The organism is Peribacillus sp. S4, from assembly GCF_046715815.1.
In the GTDB taxonomy this organism is placed as follows: Bacteria; Bacillota; Bacilli; order Bacillales; family DSM-1321; genus Peribacillus; species Peribacillus frigoritolerans.
Window position 1 is genome coordinate 2730446 of sequence record NZ_CP175708.1, and the last position, 19681, is coordinate 2750126.

General features: G+C 37.4%; 19 protein-coding genes. 2 read left to right on the plus strand and 17 right to left on the minus strand.

The annotated features are described in order from the left end of the window. Window positions 1-355: 355 nt before the first annotated feature. Together ACJ9PY_RS12955 and ACJ9PY_RS12960 are read right to left on the minus strand one after the other, a co-directional pair. Window positions 356-1261 carry a hypothetical protein gene (locus ACJ9PY_RS12955; protein WP_057277591.1) on the minus strand — a complete coding sequence of 302 codons (906 nt, stop codon included), beginning with the start codon at window positions 1259-1261 and terminating at the stop codon, window positions 356-358. 238 nt (window positions 1262-1499) lie between these two features. Beyond that, entirely contained in the window at window positions 1500-2393 is an 894-nt protein-coding gene (locus ACJ9PY_RS12960) for a selenium metabolism-associated LysR family transcriptional regulator (RefSeq protein WP_063576179.1), read from the minus strand. Window positions 2394-2527: 134 nt separating this feature from the next. Here ACJ9PY_RS12960 and ACJ9PY_RS12965 point away from each other — a divergent pair, with 134 nt between their 5' ends. Beyond that, the gene (locus ACJ9PY_RS12965; protein ID WP_411740275.1) at window positions 2528-3553 is read left to right on the plus strand and encodes a YeiH family protein; all 1026 of its coding nucleotides are present in this window, start codon (window positions 2528-2530) and stop codon (window positions 3551-3553) included. Window positions 3554-3577: 24 nt separating this feature from the next. Here the strand turns inward: ACJ9PY_RS12965 and speD are convergent, their stop codons facing one another. From speD to ACJ9PY_RS13015, 10 genes are all read right to left on the minus strand, one after another. Continuing rightward, the gene (gene speD / locus ACJ9PY_RS12970; RefSeq protein WP_054395755.1) at window positions 3578-4414 is read right to left on the minus strand and encodes an adenosylmethionine decarboxylase; all 837 of its coding nucleotides are present in this window, start codon (window positions 4412-4414) and stop codon (window positions 3578-3580) included. Between the two features lie 162 nt (window positions 4415-4576). Then, window positions 4577-5239: an ABC transporter permease gene (locus ACJ9PY_RS12975; protein WP_411740199.1), complete on the minus strand. Its 663-nt coding sequence runs from the start codon at window positions 5237-5239 to the stop codon at window positions 4577-4579. 17 nt (window positions 5240-5256) lie between these two features. After that, complete coding sequence (locus tag ACJ9PY_RS12980; RefSeq protein WP_057277589.1) at window positions 5257-6174, minus strand: osmoprotectant ABC transporter substrate-binding protein; 918 nt, start codon at window positions 6172-6174, stop codon at window positions 5257-5259. A gap of 11 nt (window positions 6175-6185) precedes the next feature. Next, window positions 6186-6839, minus strand: a complete 654-nt coding sequence (locus ACJ9PY_RS12985) for an ABC transporter permease (protein ID WP_411740200.1) — start codon at window positions 6837-6839, stop codon at window positions 6186-6188. A 12-nt stretch (window positions 6840-6851) separates the two neighbouring features. Next, window positions 6852-8006, minus strand: coding sequence for a betaine/proline/choline family ABC transporter ATP-binding protein (locus tag ACJ9PY_RS12990; protein ID WP_053535096.1), 1155 nt, complete (start codon window positions 8004-8006; stop codon window positions 6852-6854). Window positions 8007-8215: 209 nt separating this feature from the next. Continuing rightward, window positions 8216-9391, minus strand: coding sequence for an acyl-CoA dehydrogenase family protein (locus ACJ9PY_RS12995; protein WP_411740201.1), 1176 nt, complete (start codon window positions 9389-9391; stop codon window positions 8216-8218). 538 nt (window positions 9392-9929) lie between these two features. Continuing rightward, entirely contained in the window at window positions 9930-10712 is a 783-nt protein-coding gene (locus ACJ9PY_RS13000; protein WP_411740202.1) for a hypothetical protein, read from the minus strand. Window positions 10713-10748: 36 nt separating this feature from the next. Continuing rightward, complete coding sequence (locus tag ACJ9PY_RS13005; RefSeq protein ID WP_411740203.1) at window positions 10749-11210, minus strand: flavodoxin; 462 nt, start codon at window positions 11208-11210, stop codon at window positions 10749-10751. A gap of 67 nt (window positions 11211-11277) precedes the next feature. Continuing rightward, window positions 11278-11676 carry a hypothetical protein gene (locus tag ACJ9PY_RS13010; RefSeq protein ID WP_063576171.1) on the minus strand — a complete coding sequence of 133 codons (399 nt, stop codon included), beginning with the start codon at window positions 11674-11676 and terminating at the stop codon, window positions 11278-11280. 425 nt (window positions 11677-12101) lie between these two features. Next, the gene (locus tag ACJ9PY_RS13015) at window positions 12102-12317 is read right to left on the minus strand and encodes a hypothetical protein (protein WP_034306869.1); all 216 of its coding nucleotides are present in this window, start codon (window positions 12315-12317) and stop codon (window positions 12102-12104) included. A 301-nt stretch (window positions 12318-12618) separates the two neighbouring features. Here ACJ9PY_RS13015 and ACJ9PY_RS13020 point away from each other — a divergent pair, with 301 nt between their 5' ends. Then, window positions 12619-13809: an MFS transporter gene (locus ACJ9PY_RS13020; protein ID WP_411740204.1), complete on the plus strand. Its 1191-nt coding sequence runs from the start codon at window positions 12619-12621 to the stop codon at window positions 13807-13809. A gap of 761 nt (window positions 13810-14570) precedes the next feature. On the opposite strand, the gene ACJ9PY_RS13025 is transcribed toward ACJ9PY_RS13020, so the two are convergent. The 5 genes from ACJ9PY_RS13025 to ACJ9PY_RS13045 form a co-directional block, all read right to left on the minus strand. Continuing rightward, window positions 14571-14957, minus strand: a complete 387-nt coding sequence (locus ACJ9PY_RS13025; protein ID WP_411740205.1) for a DUF192 domain-containing protein — start codon at window positions 14955-14957, stop codon at window positions 14571-14573. A gap of 875 nt (window positions 14958-15832) precedes the next feature. Then, window positions 15833-17563 (minus strand): phospho-sugar mutase, encoded by a 1731-nt coding sequence (locus tag ACJ9PY_RS13030; RefSeq protein WP_411740206.1) that lies wholly within the window; start codon window positions 17561-17563, stop codon window positions 15833-15835. Continuing rightward, window positions 17529-17732, minus strand: a complete 204-nt coding sequence (locus ACJ9PY_RS13035) for a hypothetical protein (RefSeq protein WP_098864556.1) — start codon at window positions 17730-17732, stop codon at window positions 17529-17531. Before ACJ9PY_RS13035 ends, ACJ9PY_RS13030 begins: the two co-directional genes overlap by 35 nt. A 113-nt stretch (window positions 17733-17845) precedes the next feature. Next, window positions 17846-19324, minus strand: coding sequence for a glycosyltransferase (locus tag ACJ9PY_RS13040; protein WP_411740207.1), 1479 nt, complete (start codon window positions 19322-19324; stop codon window positions 17846-17848). Beyond that, on the minus strand, window positions 19321-19653 hold the full coding sequence (locus ACJ9PY_RS13045; protein ID WP_063576167.1) for a hypothetical protein: 333 nt from the start codon (window positions 19651-19653) through the stop codon (window positions 19321-19323). Before ACJ9PY_RS13045 ends, ACJ9PY_RS13040 begins: the two co-directional genes overlap by 4 nt. Window positions 19654-19681 lie beyond the last annotated feature (28 nt).

Below are 19681 nucleotides of genomic sequence, written 5' to 3' on the forward strand. Positions count from 1 at the left end.
AATATAATACCTTTTCGTACATTTAAAACACTTTTTCTAAATGTCTATAATTGCTTTGTTTAGGTAATTTTCATTACTCTAAATACGCAAAATATTTTTCAGTAAATTGAGGTTTTTCATGAAATTTTATCCAAAATATGAATATACTAATCTATAAGGGGAGTGATTCAGATAGCTTTTTTAAATGCCTTCAATAATTTTAAAAATGGGAAAAAGTCCAAGAAAATAAAGAACATGGATTTTCGGGAACAGCATGTAAATAAATCGTCAGAGCTCATTGGTAATAATGTAATTGTCCAAAATATAATTAACAATCACCTTTCCAAAAAAAATAACCACTTGTAGGGTGGTTTTTTTAATTATTGGGGGAAATGGTTTCATTCTTTTCCAACTTCTCACTTGCTTCGTAAATATAGTTATATTGTAAATAGTAATCGTATATGACGTTTTGCAGGATTTTAAGCAGTGATTTATCGAATGTATCGAATTCAGTTTGATAACTATTTAAGACGGTGACGAATTTCCCGTCCATGTTTTCGAAATAATGGATAAGAAAGTTCTTGTAATATTCACTATCGCTATTGCTTTTATTCGTAATGCACGGATCGCCGGTTTGAATGGACTTTTCAAGCATCGCTTTGATGGATTTAGGCAGCTTTGCTTTTTTGAACTGGTTCAGGGTATAGATATCATAGGTAAAGGAAAGACCTAATTGATCGGAATAAAAATCCACGGCACAGTCCAATGTATAGATTAAGGGTGTTTTAAAGTCTTTGCTGTTGGCAATTTCCTCTGATATCTCCAATTGAAATTCCTCGGATGTTAAATAGGCTGCAAATTTCATTTTTGAACTGCTCATGCTGAATACTTCATAAACGGCTGCATCTTGTTTTTCAATTTCAATTTCGATATTAAAGAATTTAAAGTGTTTTAAACGGTAAAAAGCAATCGGGGCTAATAGGAATAGCAATATCCAAACTAGGTAAAGGAATAATGTGTTAAAGATGATTTGATAAAATTCAGATGTTACGATAGGTTCGATGATTAACGATATCAATGTATGTTCAAATCCCTGAGAAACAGGGGGGGCAGGTACAATGGTTTCCTCTGGCTTTTTTAAAGTTTGGATACCTAAATGAGCCATCGCGACTAACGTGTAAACAAAAATTAAAATTGTCCCAATCACATAAAATTTTGGCATGAATCCTATAATCCTGTCGAAAACAGAAATCCGTTTATCTTTCTGCTCCTCTATAGCCAATGTGGTTGCTCCTTTTAAGATTATTAATATCAGGAAAAGTCTACAGGGGCTTAGAATTTCCTGGAGACTACCTATTTAATTTATATGTTTGCAATTATGTTAAAATACGTAAAATTCGTTTAAACATTGACATATTCCAAATTACTTTCGACGTTTTCATTAAAATTAATAATAATTCGTCGTTAAAAATGCCCAACCTCTTCATTGAAAATGAAAGGATGAGCAAATGTTCAGGGTTTTATTTAGGACGGCCCTTTATCGCAAATTCTTCGACCTTCCTTAGAAACAGCTCCATGGCTTTTGATGCTTCAAAGTCCAACTTTTTCACGATCGAAAAAGGTCTTATTAGGGGCTCATTTTTCAAATGGAAAGTTTTCAATTCATTGGACTTCAATTCTTTTTGTACTGTCAATCGGGATAACAAGGCAATGCCGAGTCCAGCCATCACCGCTTCTTTCACTCCTTGGATACTGGTGAAAATAAAGGTTTTTTTTATGTTTAACTCCAGACTGCTCAGAAGTTTATCGGAATATGTACGGGTCCCCGATCCTTGCTCCCTAAGTACCCATGTTTGGTTTTGGAGCATATTGCCCTCGATGAGATCCATCTGTGAAAGTGGATGATCCGGGGGAACGACCACAATCATCTCGTCATTCATGAAGGGCCTGACATCTATATCTTTATAATCCGTTTCCCCTTCAATCAAGCCTATATCAAGCTTATTCGAACGGATTCCTTGAATGACATCATTTGAATTAGAGATGATGATTTGTATATCCACCATCGGATATTGTGCCGCAAATTCTGCCAATACTTTTGGAAGGTAATATTCTCCTATCGTGAAGCTTGCACCTATTTTCATCGTTCCGCTAACCACGTTATTAAATTCATTTATTTCTCTTTTTGCTGTTTCATAATGATTAAGCATTTGCTTTGCATGTCTATACAAAATTTTTCCCGGCTCTGTTATTTGAACTTGTTTGGGGGAACGATAAATTAATTTCGTTCCTAACTCATTTTCCAGATTCCTTATGTGAAGACTGACTCCTGGCTGCGACAGGTTCAGGATATCCCCAGCCCTTGAAAAGTTTTGCTGTTCGATTACAGTTACGAATACTTTTAACGGATCCATTGTTACCTCCTTATTTTCCTATGCGTTTCATTTTATCATAAGTAGAAGTAATCATTGAAATAGCAAAAATATATTTCACTTATTTTTAATTTAGTTTTAAAGTTAAAAGCATCAACATAGATGGAGTGATCACACTGGAACAAATAAAAGTTGAAACTAGAAAACTCGGATTTATAAAAGGAATAGCATTGACTTTTCTAATTGCCATTGCAGCAAAATACTTAGCAGAGCTTCCATTCCTTCATATAATGGGACAGTTAGTCATTGCAATTCTGATTGGTGTTGTTTGGAAATCGCTAATCGGTGTCCCGGCTTACGCCGTTGCAGGGACCAATTATTCAAGTAAAGTCCTTTTGAGAGTGGGCATTATCTTATTGGGTATGCGCTTGAACCTAAAGGATATTATTTATGCCGGTCCGAAAACATTTGCAGTTGGTGCCATTAGTCTTGCATTTGGTATATTGGTAGTTTATGGATTGACCCGCCTATTTAATGTTGAGAAAAAGCTTGGCATATTGACAGCTTGCGGAACGGGAATTTGTGGAGCTGCTGCCATACTGGCAATTTCCTCCCAAATAAAAGCAAAAGAAAAAGATACAGCAATAGCTGTAGCGACGGTTGCTGTATTAGGTACAACCTTCACTTTCGGATATACGATCCTATATCCATTATTGGAGTTATCCGATCAAGGATATGGTGTTTTTTCGGGTGCAACACTCCATGAAATTGCTCACGTCATCGCTGCTGCGGCACCAGGGGGAAATGAGGCTGTCGACTTGGCAGTGGTGGTCAAATTGACTAGGGTGGCCCTGCTCATTCCCGTTGCCATTTTAATTGGATTCATCATGAATTGGAAAGAACGATCAACGGTTACCGGAAAGGAATTTTCCTGGAAATCCATTCAGATACCGTGGTTCATTTTTGGATTTTTATTGATGAGTGCCATTTATTCTTCAGGTGCAGTTCCTGAACCTTTGGCCGAAATGCTTGTTATGCTTTCCTATATCCTCATGGCAATGGCGATGGCGGGACTAGGATTGAGCATTGACCTTGTCACTTTTAGGAAATATGGCGGTAAACCTTTTATTGCTGGATTAGTCGGCTCTATATTTTTGACTTGCCTCGGGTATGTATTGGTTCAGGCTTTCCATTTAAATTAACTTTTCAATTTAAACAAGCATCCCTTAATCGGCATGCTTGTTTTTTTCTATTGGATGTGGAACATTGGCACCATAAAAAATTTCATCCATTTCCGTTTGAAGCCTTTCTATAATTTCCTGCCTTTCCTCTTTATTCAGCTTTTCCTCTGTATAACCGAATAAGTAATTATTAATATCGAACCTTTTCAGCTTACATTTCGTATGGAAAATATTTTCCTGGTATACATTTACATCGATCATGTCATATAAACCTTTTACTTCATCAGGAATATAGTTTTGAATGGAATTTATATCATGGTCAATGAACAATTTTCGCCCATCTTTATCTCTCGTAAATCCTCTTACTCGGTAATCGATCGTGATAATGTCGGTATCGAAGGAATGAATGAGATAATTAAGGGCTTTAAGGGGTGATATTTCTCCACATGTAGAGACATCGATATCTGCCCTGAATGTGCTAATGCCTTCATTTGGATGGTATTCAGGGTAAGTATGTACGGTAATATGGCTTTTATCCAGTTGCATGACCACATTATCAGGTAAAGGCCCTGGTGATTCCTCATAAGTCCCCATAGGCACTTCGACGACAGGCCCTTCTGAAACAAGAATGGTTACACTGGCGCCTTGAGGGACATAATCCTGTTTGGCCGTATTTAAAACATGCGCCCCTATTAAATCCGCAACATTGTGCAGGATCTTCGAAAGCCGCTCTGCATTATATTGTTCATCGATATAATCCAGGTAGGACTCCCTCTCTTCCCTCGTTTTTGTGTAACAAATATCATACATATTAAAGCTTAAAGATTTCGTAAGATTATTAAAGCCATGAAGTTCAATACGCTGCTCAGGTGTAAGTTTCATGAATGATTCCCCTTATACTTTTTTTAGGACTACCCTTATAGTTACCCTTTTCGTGAAATAAAAAACTAAATCTGCCAGTCTAAGCTTCTGACTTCTAATCGGTAAGCTAAGAAAAAGCCATTGCATTAACATGCAACGGCTTTTTTATTTTCCTGATTTGTTCTAGGCAGTATGAACTTTTTTCTTCTTTATCGGTGAAAGAATCCGTTCCAGCCATCCGAGTAAAAGATCCGAGAGAATGGCCATCAATGCCGTCGGAATTGCTCCTGCAAGTATGATTGCAGTTCCATTTGACGCATTCGTTCCCCTGACAATGATATCTCCCAGTCCGCCTGCCCCTACGAATGTACCGACAGCAGTTACCCCAATTGCAACGACAAGTGCTGTACGTAAGCCAGCCATGATGACAGATAGAGATAATGGCAGTTCGACCATTCTTAGTAACTGGAGCTTTGTCATTCCCATTGCCTTGCCAGATTCTAAATAAGCATGATCTATACTTGTAATCCCGACATACGTGTTTCTCAGGATTGGCAATAATGAATACAAAAACAACGATAAGATTACCGTATTTGTCCCCAGCCCCATCACTAGCATCAGGAGTGCAAGCATTGCCAATGCTGGTATGGTTTGTATGACATTCGTTATCGAAAATACCCAATTACTCAATTTCTTATGTTTCGCGATGAAAATGCCTATCGGGATGGCTACAATTGCTGCAAATAACACTCCATAAGCAGACATTAAAAAATGGCGATAAAATTCAGTAAGAACATAAATCCAATTTTGGGAATAATAAGTTCCCAACTGTTGCAAGGTTTCCATTAGTTTGCACCTCCCAATTATTCAAAATATTTATGTGCTTTAAGGAATTCCGATGCTACGACCGATGGCTCCTTCAAGTTCCCATCCACTTCATAATTCAGTTCCTGCATGGTTTCAGTAGTGATCTCGCCAATTAACTTGTTAAGTTCCTCTTCAATTTCAGGATACCGTTCCAACAATTCTTCAGTAACGACCGGTGAACAGTCATATGGAGGGAAATATTGTTTATCATCTTCTAAGAGCTTCAAATCATTAACCTTAATCCGTCCATCCGAGGAATATGCAAGGACAATATCCATCTGACCATTTTTGACTGCATCGTAAACCAAGCCAATCTGCATCGGATAAGTTTCGCCAAACTCCAATCCATATGTATCGACGAATCCTTTATAACCATCCCCTTTTCTTTTCAGCCAAGCACTATCCACACCTAACCTTAAATTATCTGCATCCTTTTCCAGATCCGATATACTCTGATACCCTTTTTCCTCAGCCAATTCATTTGAAATCGTAAAGGCATATGTATTATCGAATCCATAAGAATCAAAAAATTTGAACCCATATTGTTCCTTGAATTCCCTTTGAACAATTTCCATCGCCTTTACTGGGTCCTTTTCGATTTCCTGTCCCAGGACACTCGTTAAATCAGTCCCTGTATATCGAGTTGCGGCTATATCTATATCACCGGTCTCCATCGCTTTTTGCTGAACGAAATTCGAACCTAGATTTTTGATGATTTTCGTATCAAGTTCCGTATTCCTTTCAAGGAGTTGAGCGATCATGTTCGCCAGGATTTCAGATTCGGTCATGCTTTGGGCACCGATCTTTACAGTAGTCTCAGAAGATGACCCTAGACCAGGCAAAGAACAGCCGGTGATCATTAATGCACAAACGATAAGAGCCATTAAAATTGTATTTCTTATTTTTTTATTCATGGTAATCCTCCTCAAGCAACTTCCTTCATGCCTTTCAAGCCTTTTGGTACGACTTTTCGCTCTATGATCGAGAATACATAATCAACCAGGATAGCCATGATGATTACCGGAACTGCACCAGCGATGATATATTCTGTTTGGTATAAATTCAAACCGATAAAAATGTAATCTCCCAAGCCCCCGCCTCCAATAAAGGAAGCTAAGGTGGCCCATCCAATTAAATAGACGGAAGCCGTACGGATACCAGCCATAATGACGGAAAGTGCAAGCGGGAATTCTACCAGACGAATCCTCTCCCAGCTTGACATCCCGATGCCCCGTCCGGATTCCAGCAGATTTTCATTTACTCCTTTAATGCCTGTGTATGTATTCCTGAGTATGGGTAAAACGGAATAGAAAAATAACGCAATGATTGCGGGTGTTTTCCCAACGCCAAGGAAAGGAATGAAAAAGGCGAGAACCGCTAAGCTTGGCAATGTCTGCATAATGTTCGCAATTCCGATTATAATAGATGCGCTCCTTTTCATTCGTGTCAACATTATCCCTAGTGGTACAGCGACTATTATTCCAAGGAAAACAGCGATCATGGAAATATATAAGTGCTCCCATGCTTTAAAAATCAATTCTTGCCAGTTCGTTTGTAAAAAATCGAGCATTGTTACCATCTCTTACACCTCCTAAAACATTTCTACTACTTCTGCCACTTGATTTTCTTCCTCTCCCCAAATGCTGTCATATACGATGTCGACCAATGTAGCCCTAGTGACAATTCCGACCAAATGTTTATTTTGGTCAACTACAGGCACGTATTTGAAACCTCGTTTTAAAATCTTTTGAACGGAATCACGGATTAAAGTATCCTGTTTCACTGAATAGACTTCAGTATTGATGACTTCGCTGATAAATTTAGCTTTTTTTCGATATTCACTGATCGTTTCAACATCTACGAACCCTTTCAAAACATTTTGCTCATCGACCACAAGTAAAGAATCGACCCTTTTCTCGCGCATTATCGTAATAGCATCGGTAAGGGATTTTTCTTCTGTAATGGAAATTGGGTTTCGACTCATGATTTGTTCAACCAACTCAACATTAGGTCTAGTTTGAAGCAAACGATCTTTGCCGATGAATTCTTCAACAAACTCATTGGCTGGGTTTCTGAGGATTTCATCCGGTGTTCCCACTTGGACGATTTCACCAGCCTTTAAGATGACGATCCTGTCGGCTAGCTTAATGGCTTCATCCATATCATGCGTAACAAAAACGATTGTTTTATCAAGTGTGCGCTGCAGATTTTTAAACTCCTCCTGAAGGGCATCGCGGGTGATTGGATCTAGTGCGCCAAAAGGTTCATCCATTAAAATGAGTGGAGGATTGGAAGCAAGCGCTCTGAGAACGCCTATCCTTTGTTGCTGCCCGCCGCTCAATTCGTAGGGATACCTTTCCAGGTATTCAGGTCCCATATCGACAAGCTGAAGCAATTCCAGTGCGCGTTCCTTTTTCTTCTGTTCATTCCATTTAAGAAGTTTTGGAACGAGGGTAATATTTTCAAGAATGGTCATGTGAGGGAAAAGGCCGATTTGCTGGATAACGTACCCGATCTGTCTTCTAAGCTCGACTGGGTCTTTATCCATGATATTTTCACCATTAATAAGTATCTTGCCTTCAGATGGTTCGATAAGACGGTTAATCATTTTCATTGTCGTTGTCTTTCCACATCCACTCGGACCAATGAAGCAAATGAACTCCCCTTTTTTAATATCCAATGATATATTTTTTACAGCTTTCTTTCCTCCCTTATAGATTTTCGATACATTTTCGATTTTTAACATAAAAAGCACCTCCATCATTCGCATACAATTACAAATTTTACAAAAATATTAATTTTTCATATGCACAGTCTCTTGTACCCATAAGGTAAACTGCTTAAACCATTTTTTATAAAAAACTAGTTCATTGTATTTATATTGAAAAAATGGTAAAAAAAACTGCCCCCATTTTAACTGAGGCAGTTTGATAGATTTATAGTATTAAAAATGAATTAAAATCCTATATTTTTAGCAATCAGGGTTTTTATAGTATCATCTGTCCCTGTAAAGAATGTTGGCAAAGAAATGTCCCGATGACGCCGGGCAATTTTATCGTCACCCATACTTCCGTAACGATCATGCAGCTGCATGCACTTATCAGATATTCGCTTAGACATCTCCGTTACCCATTGTTTAGCCATCGATACTTCAGTTATGATATTCTCCCCAGTCATATGTTTACAGATCAACCCATCAATAAACGTTCTTCCCAGTTGAATATCTGTCGCAATTTCAGCGATGGTAAACTGAGCATTTTTAAATGCACTTCTTTTCTTATCAATTGCTTTTTGACTTTTTATAAAATTCATCGTCAAGTGAAGCATGTCTTTTGCTGCCATTATAGAACTGATCGCACAGATTAGTCTTTCCTGCTGCATTTTTTGCATGATATATAAAAGGCCCTTCCCTTCCTCCCCAAGGAGGTTGCCAACTGGAACTGAAGCATCATCGAAAAATAGTTCGGCTGTACCTAGGCTTCCCTGTTCTGGTTTACTAAGCTTTCTACCCCGTGATAACCCTGGTGTATCTTTATCAATGAGCAGTAGACTGATTCCGTCCTTGGGAGGAACAGCATTTAGATCTGTTTTGCATGCTACTATCATGAAGTCAGCTTTAAAGCCATTTGTAACGAACGTTTTGGCTCCATTGAGAAGATAATAGCCATCTTTCTTGATGGCTGTGGTTTGAATATCAGCTAATTCCGATCCCATTTCCGGCTCTGTCCATGCAAAGGCAGAAATCATTTCCCCTGTAATGAACTTTGGTAAATATCTTTGTTTTTGATCTATTGTTCCGAATGAAGCAATATAAGGGGCTACAACATCAGAATGAATGGATATTCCCCCCAAGGCTGAACCCACCCTCTCCAATTCCTCTGCCAGTACAACAGAATATCCAAAATTTGCTCCTATTCCACCGAATTCCACTTCAATCCATGGACATAAAAATCCATTATCTCCTGCCTTTTCCCAAAATGAGTAAGGTATTTCTCCCTCTTTTTCCCATTGATCATAAAAGGGGACAGCCTCCTTGGCGAGAAATTCACGAATTGATTGTTTAAATAATAGGTGTTCTTCCGTTAGAAAGGAACGGGAATCATCCTTATTGATTGCCATCGTGCTAACCATGGGCTAACCTCCATTCTTTTATTACTGATAATTACTACCATGAACAAATAAAATATGTTAAACGCTTCGATGTAAACGATTACAATTCCAAACAATTAAAATGTTCCTCAATATTCATGTTCAACAAAAGTATGGAATTTCCTTTTAAAAATCTATTTTTTTCCATTTTTAATGATTTGATTATGACTTAACGGCTTTGATTTTAGTTTTGAACTTATATTCTGTCGAGGTTGTTCTTGGAATACAAAATGTAATAAATAGACAATTCTACTTTTTACGCTCAAATCTCATTCTTTTTTTGCTTAATACAATGGTTGCTTTAACAGCCCTCGTTAAAGCAAATAAACCAGCTAATAGCATGTCAAATCCTACTCTAAAATTTTCATTTTCCACTATTTTGGGCCATGCCCAATAACCCTCCAAAACCTTTTTGGAAGGATATTTCTCTGATTCAGTTAATTAGGCAAAAGCTAGGAACGCTTCTTTTCTCTTTAATAAACTATAATTAGTAATAATACAGATTGAAATTACAGTTTTTTTAACACGATTTTTGACTAGTAAATCTTTCTTGGTTTATATTAATTCCTTCATAACATCTTTTTTGGTAAGAACAGCTTTTGCAAACTGCTAAGGAATCCGTCTTCAAATACTTTTTGGGTTCTTGTAAAAGATTCTTGATCATGTTGAGGTATTCCATTCCACCAGAAACATCCTTCTTGGTCGGTATAAATGTTTCTTTTTTACCTTCCATAAGCGAGTATATCTCTATTCTTTCCGGTAATTGACCAAATGCCTTTTCACAAAATACCGAAATCTTATTATTAAATAAAAGATTCATTTCTTCATCTGTATCAACTAAATACTTCTTTATGATGAATGAGTTGCCTGACCATTCTGCCACTTCAAAAGTTAAGGAAAGTTCGGTACCCAACTCATCCATATTCATGTTAAATTTTTCATATAAAAACAAAGGTGGATTTTCAATTCTTTCAGTAGTTAAACATTGGAGTAAATGAGCTGTAATATTAGCAAGAGTCTTATAATAATGAATCTTCGACTCGAACTGACGTACTTCAATGGCACTCCAATGATCATCTATGAACTCCAAAACCTTCTTAGTCGTCTGACTTTTTGGAGGAAGTTTATAATATCGACTTACAACTTGATTAACCACAACTTGAACCATCTTCCTCCAATCCGATTGAGTGGTGATTTTTCCTTCTATATGAAAATAGTAAAAATGATAAGGACATCTTATAAAATCCTGTAAATGATAATCAGTTAAAGTAGCAATGGAAATCCGATGTTCCATACCGATCATTCCCTTCTCCTCTCTCTCCTCATAAAATTTCAAATTCTATATTGAAGTGACAAAACTATTCTTTATAAATTCCCTTCCGAAATTTTGGCAGTTCTTAATATCCTCATCCTCTGGGGTTAATTCTACTTTTAACCCTTCCAGGACGATAACAGCACCCTGTTCCCTTAATTTTTCTGTTAAAATATCTACGGCTGCACCATATTGTGGGTAAGATGAATCGCAGGAACCAAACGCCGCAGCTTTCTTTCCAGTTAGATCAATATGATCCATATCCTCATAAAAGTCTAAAAAATCATCGGGTAACTCTCCGTCTCCCCACGTATATGCTCCTAATATGATCCCATCGTAATCTTCAAGCATGGAAGTTTCAGGACCCTCCATAATATCCACCTTTTCGATACTCACATCACTGATTTCTGTGATTCCTTCTGCAATGGTATTCGCCATTTCTTCTGTATTTCCACTCATACTGGCAAAAATTATAATGATTTTAGACATGAGTTCCCCTTCCAACATCTCGAACGATTTATTGTTTTTATGTTATATGTACATGAAATTTGTTTTCTTAAAAAGCATGTACATCACCAGAGTTCATTTTATTCTTAATTTTTTGTACATTGCTCAGTTCATCGGAAAATGAAAGAAATGACTCCCTATCATGTGCATCGAGTGCTTCGTTTACTTTAAAACTCAAATGGTTAATTTTAAGGTTCAAATCTAAAATGGAGCAAATGCTGCCCTTGGAATACAGTTCCTCGATATCTTCCACGTGCATAAAAAACTGAAACTCGTTATTGACAACTATTAAAGAATGCCATCCTAGGCAATCAATGTACTTCCGTTCATTTGTAATTGTCCAAACATCTCCTTGAAGAAACTCAATTATATGTTGGTGCCTTTGACCCGGGCAGCAGCAGCTTACTTCATGCTGAAATAGTTCTAATATTATAAAATTTTTATCCATAGGTGCTCCTCCTTCACTCACATTCAGTTTTTTTGAATTCTTCTTTAAGCTTGGCACTAGGGTCAGTCCGTTCGTTTTTGACAGAGGTACCGCCTATTCGAAATTCATTTTATAAACATGCAGAAACTCAATCGATATTGATAATCATTTTCAATTATTATTTTATGTGATAATGATTATCATTGTCAATCTGTTTTAGCTAAGTTTTCATATTTTTGTTTTGTTGCCTCGGAAAAATAGATGCCTAACTACCGCTGCCAAGTACAAAAAAAATACTCTGGAGAATAACTCATCCCAGAGTATTTTTTACGCTATACAACTATTTTATCGTCTTTATCCCTTACCAGGTTTAAAAGCAGGAAACTGTCCTGCCGCTATATTCCTTCGCATTCTAAAAAGTGCCTTCTTTGTTCCTACACTACTTTTTATCCTTGTATTTTCCCATTAATGACAACACACTTCCCATTTGTTTGCTTCTTTATCATCCTTCCATCCTTGATGTATACAGTGTAAGTATTATTGACTTTAGCATCTAATCTTGCTAGGTCTCCCGTTATTGCTATGATATTTTTGACAGCTTCCCTCTTCAGATTTTCGATAACTTTCTTTTTCCATTGTTCCCGTTTTATTTCATCAACCATCAGGATCACATCCTTCTTGTTTGATTTATTTCTTCTCCCTGATATAGAGTATTACATTTTTATTATCTTGTTACCCTTATGCTTTTCCTTATTAATCCGTTTCGAATTCTTTTTTTGTTTTAATATCATAACAGGTTACGGTAAAATGAGTGAATGATTCAGGTACAAGCTTTTTTAGCAGGAAATAATCATGGGTACTATGCATGCAAGAGTTTTCCTCATAAAAATGTTTTATGGTATGATAGTTAGATTGTTTTTCCACCCTGTGACAACTTTACATTCATCAAGGAAAGAGGTATTTATGCACACCACAGAATTAACCAAGCGGCATTGGCTGCTCATCTTAACACTTACTTTATTAACATTTGTTCTCGGGACAAGCGAATTTGTTATCGTCGGGATCTTAACCGATATTTCCTCGAGTCTCCATATTACAAATGCAAAAGCAGGCATACTCGTTTCTGCGTTTGCCATTACGTTTGCCATTGCCACACCGCTCGTGATGTCGGCAACCAGCCATTTTCCAAAACGGAAATGGATGTTGTTTTTGATAGGTTTGTTCATCATCCTGAATGCTTTGTGCGTGATTTCGACGACCTACGTCATGCTCCTTGCACTTCGGATGATGACTGCGATTGTAACAGGAGTTTTAATTTCTCTTGCCATGATCGTTGCTAGTGAAAACATGCCAATCGCAAAACGTGGACTTGCTATTTCATTCGTTTTCGGTGGTTTTACACTTGCAAACGTGATCGGAGTACCAATTGGAACTGTCATCGCTGAAAGGTACGACTGGAATGCAACCTTCCTGTTAACGACTTTACTCGGAGCTATTGCATTTTTGGCATCTTTCTTCATTTTGCCTACTATGCACAGTCCATTCCGCAGTTCAATGCGTGATCAATTTTCTTTGTTGACACACCCGCGAATCTTAATGGCTTTTTTCATTCCATCACTTGGATTTGGAGCGACGTATGCCGTTTATACGTATCTTGTTCCGATCCTGAAAGGAATGGAAGCACCAAGTGGTTCAATCAGTTGGATCTTGTTTGGCTACGGATTCATTTCCATTTTCAGCAACATACTCGCTGGTAAAATTGCCAGCTACAATGCCATCGGACGCCTCCGGTTTGTTTTTCTCGTGCAAGCAGTGGTCCTGATCAGTTTATATTGGACGACAGATAATTTTATCTTTGGCTTGGTTAACATTAGCTTGATGTCATTAATGGCCATCCTTTTAACAACATCTACCCAGCTATATTTGATAGACCTAGCAGGTATTTATCAACCTAAAGCTACAGGATTGGCCGCTTCACTGATGCCTGTGGCAAGCAATGTCGGTATCGCCTTTGGTTCCGCATTAGGCGGAATTGTTTACCATCAGGGAAATTTGATGAGTGTCACATGGGTAGGCGGGCTGATTGCTATCTTGGCAAGTCTTTTAACTTTCCTGAGTCATCGCTTAGACCAGAAACAAAAGCAGGCAGCATAAGATGTTAAAGGATTGAGGCGATTAGTATATAAACATCCATGATCAAGGCAGTTTTCACATACTTTGTTGCTATTTACCAGGTAGTGAGTTGTTTTTGATTCCCCACCAGATGCTCGCTTTCCGCGGGGCGGGCGGTGAGCCTCCTCGGCGTAAGCGCCTGTGGGGTCTCACCTGCCCGCTGCTCCCGCAGGAGTCTCGCACTTCCGCTCCAATCAACCTTAAATAGTTTCGTTTTAAAAACAACAATCTTTACGAAAAGAGCCATAATCAAAAAGAAAACCGGTCATTTGAGTTCGGTTTCTTTTTTTAAAGAAGGCTTTTTTGAATTCATCTACTTCTTTATAGTGAAATATTAAAATTGTAGTTCATCATATAGAAGATTTGTTTTATACAGAATAGATCTTTGGGTGAAATTTCTCCATTACTCAAAATTTATTAATCATGCTGTCAAACTTCTTTTGAATTAATAACTGAGGAATATGGCTTGGCATAATTTAAAAACCTCATGACTTATGGTGCGGTTCCACTACTGCAAGGCCTGGGTGTAGCCTTTGTTAGGAACGGAGAAAAGTTAAATATAAGTTGACCCTTCAAGAAACCTGCCTCTCTAGTTGCATAAGAAAAGGAGCTGCTGAGCTTCCGGTAATGAAGGGAAAACACCATGTTCGTTTAGTAAAACTCTTCACAATCTTCCTAGCATAATCAATATAAATACCCCTTTTTAAAAATTCACCTCCAAGAACTAGAGGTGGGGATAGGAATCAATTAAACTTTACATAGTCCCCTTCTTTGATTTGATTCTTTTCAAACCATCCAAGATTCACTTCAATTGCATAATAATAAAAAATTCCTGGATCATAGGTAGGGCAATAATCATCTATACAAGGTTCCATATCAAGTATTTTTAGAATTACCCCATATGAATCAAGAAAAGCGATGGATAAAGGGATAAATGTGTTTTTCATCCAAAATCCACCATATGTTTCTTCTGAAAACACAAATAACATCCCCTCATTTTCGGGTAATTTTCCGACAAACATCAAGCCCTTTTCTCTTTTTCTTTGAGTATCTGCAACTTGAACAGTTAAACCAGTTACCTTGTTTCCACTGATTATTTTTATCACTTTTGTTTTAATTCTATTTTTCATGTTCACTCACCTTCGCAGGGAATAGACCTTATTTCAAAAAAAGAAAATGTCAATCTCATGAACTTCTTTTAAAAAGACAGCAACTTTCTTTCCCTGCTTTTAAAGAATAAAAGGGAAGAAAGTTGATCATGAAGCGAATATAGGAAAAAAATAACTAAGCAGGGTCCATTTGACTTCTAATACTCTATTCGATGACTTTTAAATTTAATACCCTGTTTTTATCAAAACCTGCTGTCCGTATAGCAACTCGAAGGACTGAGTGACGGTTACTCCAGTTCCTTTATGATTTCGCCAAGTCAACCGGAAAGTGATGGAGACACCGTAGGGAGCCAGATCGGGTTCCAGGTTATATAAATATATCTTATAACATTACTATGCCATAGTTATATTGGCAGTTTTTTGTTTGAATGTACGATTATGTATGATTATCAATGTACTTGTCTTACTTTTTAAGACTTTATGGCCTCAACATGAGTGCCGATGAGGATCCTAAAAAAATCCTCCCTATTTAGCACCTTTCATAAGGCCCATCCTAGGGCCTGTACAACTGTACTACGTAACGTCATACGGTATCAGCAAGGCTACTATCATAGGGGGATTTGGTGGATTGGAATAGTATATTATATGCTCAATATTTCAGTTAGTGTCTAATGGTCATACATATCCGCATAAGCCCCCGATCCCCTGAACATGTTTGGATAAACCCTATTCAGCCACAAAAACTTAATTCGCCCCGCCGTAATTCTTGATTTTTAAGAAGGGTTTTTATGATACCGAAAGGATGGGTGCTATCCATTAATGGACAAAAAAAGGTCAGCATTTCTTGAATGCTGACTCTAGGTTTTTATGAAAATCCTCTGAATGAGGGTACTTCTTTAAAGCATTTTATTGATACTTTTCATAAAGTCTGTCGTAACGGCGGTTAATTTTCCCTGAGCTTCCTTCATCGAGCTTCCTTGAACACCGAAATAAAATTTTATTTTAGGTTCTGTTCCGGAAGGGCGTAAACATACCCATGTCCCATCTTCAAGAAAGTATTTTAATACGTTCGACTTTGGGAGTTTGATGTCCTCTTCCCTATTTGTCCCATACATGTATTTTTTACTGCTGAGATAATCCTCTTGAATCACGACTTGATGACCAGAGATTTGATTTGGTGGATTACTCCGGAATTCATTGAGAATCGCTTGAATTTGCTTCGTACCTTCAATTCCTTTTAAAGTCAACGACCGTAAATCTTCCATATAGTATCCATATTTATCGAATACATCCAGTAAACCTTCGTACATCGTTTTACCTTGCTTTTTGTAATAGGCACAGACTTCCACTGCCAGAATAGTAGCCTGTATGGCATCCTTATCACGAGCAAAATCTTTGATCAAATATCCATAGCTTTCTTCATAGCCAAACAGGAAAGAATGTTCTCCACTTGTCTGGTATTCATTGATTTTTTCTGTAATGTATTTAAATCCAGTTAAAACATCTACAGTTTTTAAACCATTTTGCTCAGAAATCGCCCGTCCTATTTCTGAAGTCACGATGGTCTTTAATACGACTCCATTTTGAGGAAGGGTCCCTTTCTTTTGTTTTTGTGAAATTAAATAATCCAAAAAGAGAGCGCCAGTTTGGTTGCCTGTTAATACGACATAATTTCCAGCATTGTTCTTCACGCTAATTCCAAGCCTATCCGCATCCGGATCGGTGGCAATCAATAAATCAGCATTAACACGGTTCCCCAGCGCAATGGCCAATTCAAAAGCATCATGTTCCTCTGGATTAGGCACTTTAACAGTAGGAAAATGAGCATCAGGCATTTCCTGTTCCTTAACAATATGGACATTTCGATATCCTAAATCATGCAAAGCACGTTTTACTGATTTATTGGCTGTACCATGAAGCGGTGTAAACACGAGCTTTACATCGATTTCATCTGCTAACTTTGAATCTTCCGGAATAGTGAGCAAATGCTCGTTATAAGCAGTATCCAGCTCCTCGCCAATGATTTGAATGAGCCCTCTGTCCTTTAGGGCTTCTTCTTCCTCCACTACAATGGAAAGCTCACTTTCAATCTCGTTCACGTAATTAATGACTTGATCCGCCGCCTCAGGAAGCAGTTGTGCCCCATCTGGACCATACACTTTATACCCATTATATTCAGGCGGATTATGACTTGCTGTAATGACGATCCCTGCAAATGCACTCAGCTTACGTACAGAAAAAGAGAGCTGTGGGGTAGGGCGTAATTCATCAAATACATAAGCTTTAATTCCCTTTGTGGCCAAAGTCTTGGCTGCTTCCAATGCAAATTCGGGAGATTTATGTCTTGAATCGTAAGCAATTACGACTCCTCTGGATTTTGCCTCATTCCCAAACGATTGAATATATTCAGCAAGTCCTAAAGTCGCTTTACGAACAGTATAAATGTTCATCCTATTCGTACCTGGACCCATTTCCCCTCTCATACCACCTGTCCCGAATTCCAAATTTTTATAAAAGGCGTCCTCAAGTGATATTTCATCATCCTTCATTTCTTCAAGCATTAAACGCATTTCATTATTTAAATTGGGATAACTAGTCCAAATAGTATATAAAGACTTCCAGTCCATGAAAATAGAGCTCCTTCCTGCCTGTATGTTTTTGCTTTGTTTGGCATTTCTTTTTGATGTAGTACACACTGCAAGCGATCAATTGAATATGAAGTCTAAGCATCGTTCCTAGAGCATTAGCTCCCTTTTCTCGTCCTTCATCCCGTAACGGACGTGGTAGCATCACCAAATGCGCTACCTCCAAAGTTGTTGGTTACACTCTAATCATTTTACATACCAATACTTTGGAAGAGTGTCATTTATTCTTCTTTTCCTTCACGCACTGCTGTTTCCTAACTTGATTTATTTTTTCTTTTTACTCTTTTCCGTTTTCGTTTTTGTTTTCGATTTCTTTTTCATTTCCTTTTTCTTTTCCGATTCCGCTTTAGTTTTCTTTTTATTTTCCGTTTCCGTATTCGTATTTTTTTCCGATTCCGCTTTGTTTTTCTTTTTCGTTTCCGTTTGCGTATTCTTTTCCGATTCCGCTTTAGTTTCCTTTTCCATTTCCGTTTCCGTATTCGTATTTTTTTCCGATTCCGCTTTAGTTTTCTTTTCCGATTCCGTTTGCGTATTCGTTTTCTTTTCCGATTCCGCTTTAGTTTCCTTTTCCATTTCCGTTTCCGTATTCGTATTTTTTTCCGATTCCGCTTTAGTTTTCTTTTCCGTTTCCGTTTGCGTATTCGTTTTCTTTTCCGTTGCATTTTCTGTTTTCACCGTATTTACAAGAGAATATAGTCTTTGTTGCTCAATAATTTGTTTATTGACATCAAATTTTTCTTCAATGACTTTCCGTGCTCTTTCCGTATAGTCGGTCCAAACATCTGGATTTTCTATAAAGAATTGTATGCCTTTCGCTAACTCCATATCATTTTTTTCTGGCGCTAGGTATCCTGTTCTCTGATGTTCAATTAATTCAGGGATTCCTGCGTGTCGAGTGGAAACGACAGGTAAACCGCTAGCCATTGCTTCTTTTAAGGCATTAGGAATACCTTCGATATCACCATTATTAGCTGTCTGACTTGCTAGACAGAAGATATGGGCTTTTTTCAATTCGTCCGAAACCTGTTTTGAATCCATAGCTCCTCTAAGAATCACAACATCTTTAAGGTTATATTCTGCAATGGTGGATTTAATTCGTTTCTCATCTTCACCTGCTCCAATAATATGCAGTCTAGCATTTGGATATTGTGAATAAATGTGTTTAAATGCTTTTATAAGAGTTACAAATCCTTTTTTGTCTACAAGTCTACCTACCGATAGGACTCTTATTTCGCCTACTGTAGGAAGAGTGCGGTTAGCATAGGGGAAAAGATCTAATTCGATACCACCATATAATACATGCATATTCTTAGCCGGAATTCCTAACCTTCTTAATCCTTCTGCAAGATATTGGCATACAGGGTAATAGTGTGCACCATGTTTATTTAAAGCTGAATATCGCTTAGCATTTTTTTTGAAAATTTCCGGTCTGTCCGAACCATCTCGTCCTCTAATGCTAACAATCAAAGGAATATTATATTTTTCACATACAGGCAAAATCTCTTGTCCGTGTGATCCGTGATGAGCATGAATGGCTATGATATCTTGTTCTTCGAAGAACTTTTTTAAATCTTTAATTTTGTTTATATTATAGTAGTTTTCAAAGGGGAATTCTGTACGGTCGGTATTGTCGAATGGACCGATTACGATTGTGCGATAGTTAGTTATTTTTACGATTTGATTATATATAAAACGTTGGTGTGTTTTAATGTTTTCACTTACAAAATAAGCAATGGTTTTCATGCCACCTCAGTCCCTTTAATAAGAAATTTTCTCTTTTCGCGTTCTGCTAAAACTGAAAGTTCATGATATTTGCCTGATTTTTTTAATTTTCCTCGTTCTGCAATTTGTTTCACTTGTTTGTGAAATTCTTGAGGGAACATAGAATCGGCTTTATAAATGTCTTTATATGGCAGATCTTCAGAACAAACTTTAAAGTAGTTTTCAAACAGAGGATTTAATTTGAATAAAGGCTTTTTTGTAGAATTTCGTTTAATGGATGTCATGAGAAAATCTGACAAATTATACTCATTAAGAACTTCCAATGGAGTTTTCATATTTTCAGGATTCAAATTACTTTCTCCTTTTAATAACTTACAA

Bases quoted from the DNA above. Each gene is read 5' to 3' on its own strand.
- ACJ9PY_RS12960 (WP_063576179.1), bottom strand. From the start codon at position 2,393: ATGGATCCGTTAAAAGTATTCGTAACTGTAATCGAACAGCAAAACTTT.
- speD (WP_054395755.1), bottom strand. From the start codon at position 4,414: ATGAAACTTACACCTGAGCAGCGTATTGAACTTCATGGCTTTAATAAT.
- ACJ9PY_RS12975 (WP_411740199.1), bottom strand. From the start codon at position 5,239: ATGGAAACCTTGCAACAGTTGGGAACTTATTATTCCCAAAATTGGATT.
- ACJ9PY_RS12980 (WP_057277589.1), bottom strand. From the start codon at position 6,174: ATGAATAAAAAAATAAGAAATACAATTTTAATGGCTCTTATCGTTTGT.
- ACJ9PY_RS12985 (WP_411740200.1), bottom strand. From the start codon at position 6,839: ATGGTAACAATGCTCGATTTTTTACAAACGAACTGGCAAGAATTGATT.
- ACJ9PY_RS12990 (WP_053535096.1), bottom strand. From the start codon at position 8,006: ATGTTAAAAATCGAAAATGTATCGAAAATCTATAAGGGAGGAAAGAAA.
- ACJ9PY_RS12995 (WP_411740201.1), bottom strand. From the start codon at position 9,391: ATGGTTAGCACGATGGCAATCAATAAGGATGATTCCCGTTCCTTTCTA.
- ACJ9PY_RS13000 (WP_411740202.1), bottom strand. From the start codon at position 10,712: ATGATCGGTATGGAACATCGGATTTCCATTGCTACTTTAACTGATTAT.
- ACJ9PY_RS13005 (WP_411740203.1), bottom strand. From the start codon at position 11,210: ATGTCTAAAATCATTATAATTTTTGCCAGTATGAGTGGAAATACAGAA.
- ACJ9PY_RS13010 (WP_063576171.1), bottom strand. From the start codon at position 11,676: ATGGATAAAAATTTTATAATATTAGAACTATTTCAGCATGAAGTAAGC.
- ACJ9PY_RS13015 (WP_034306869.1), bottom strand. From the start codon at position 12,317: ATGGTTGATGAAATAAAACGGGAACAATGGAAAAAGAAAGTTATCGAA.
- ACJ9PY_RS13020 (WP_411740204.1), top strand. From the start codon at position 12,619: ATGCACACCACAGAATTAACCAAGCGGCATTGGCTGCTCATCTTAACA.
- ACJ9PY_RS13025 (WP_411740205.1), bottom strand. From the start codon at position 14,957: ATGAAAAATAGAATTAAAACAAAAGTGATAAAAATAATCAGTGGAAAC.
- ACJ9PY_RS13030 (WP_411740206.1), bottom strand. From the start codon at position 17,563: ATGGACTGGAAGTCTTTATATACTATTTGGACTAGTTATCCCAATTTA.
- ACJ9PY_RS13040 (WP_411740207.1), bottom strand. From the start codon at position 19,324: ATGAAAACCATTGCTTATTTTGTAAGTGAAAACATTAAAACACACCAA.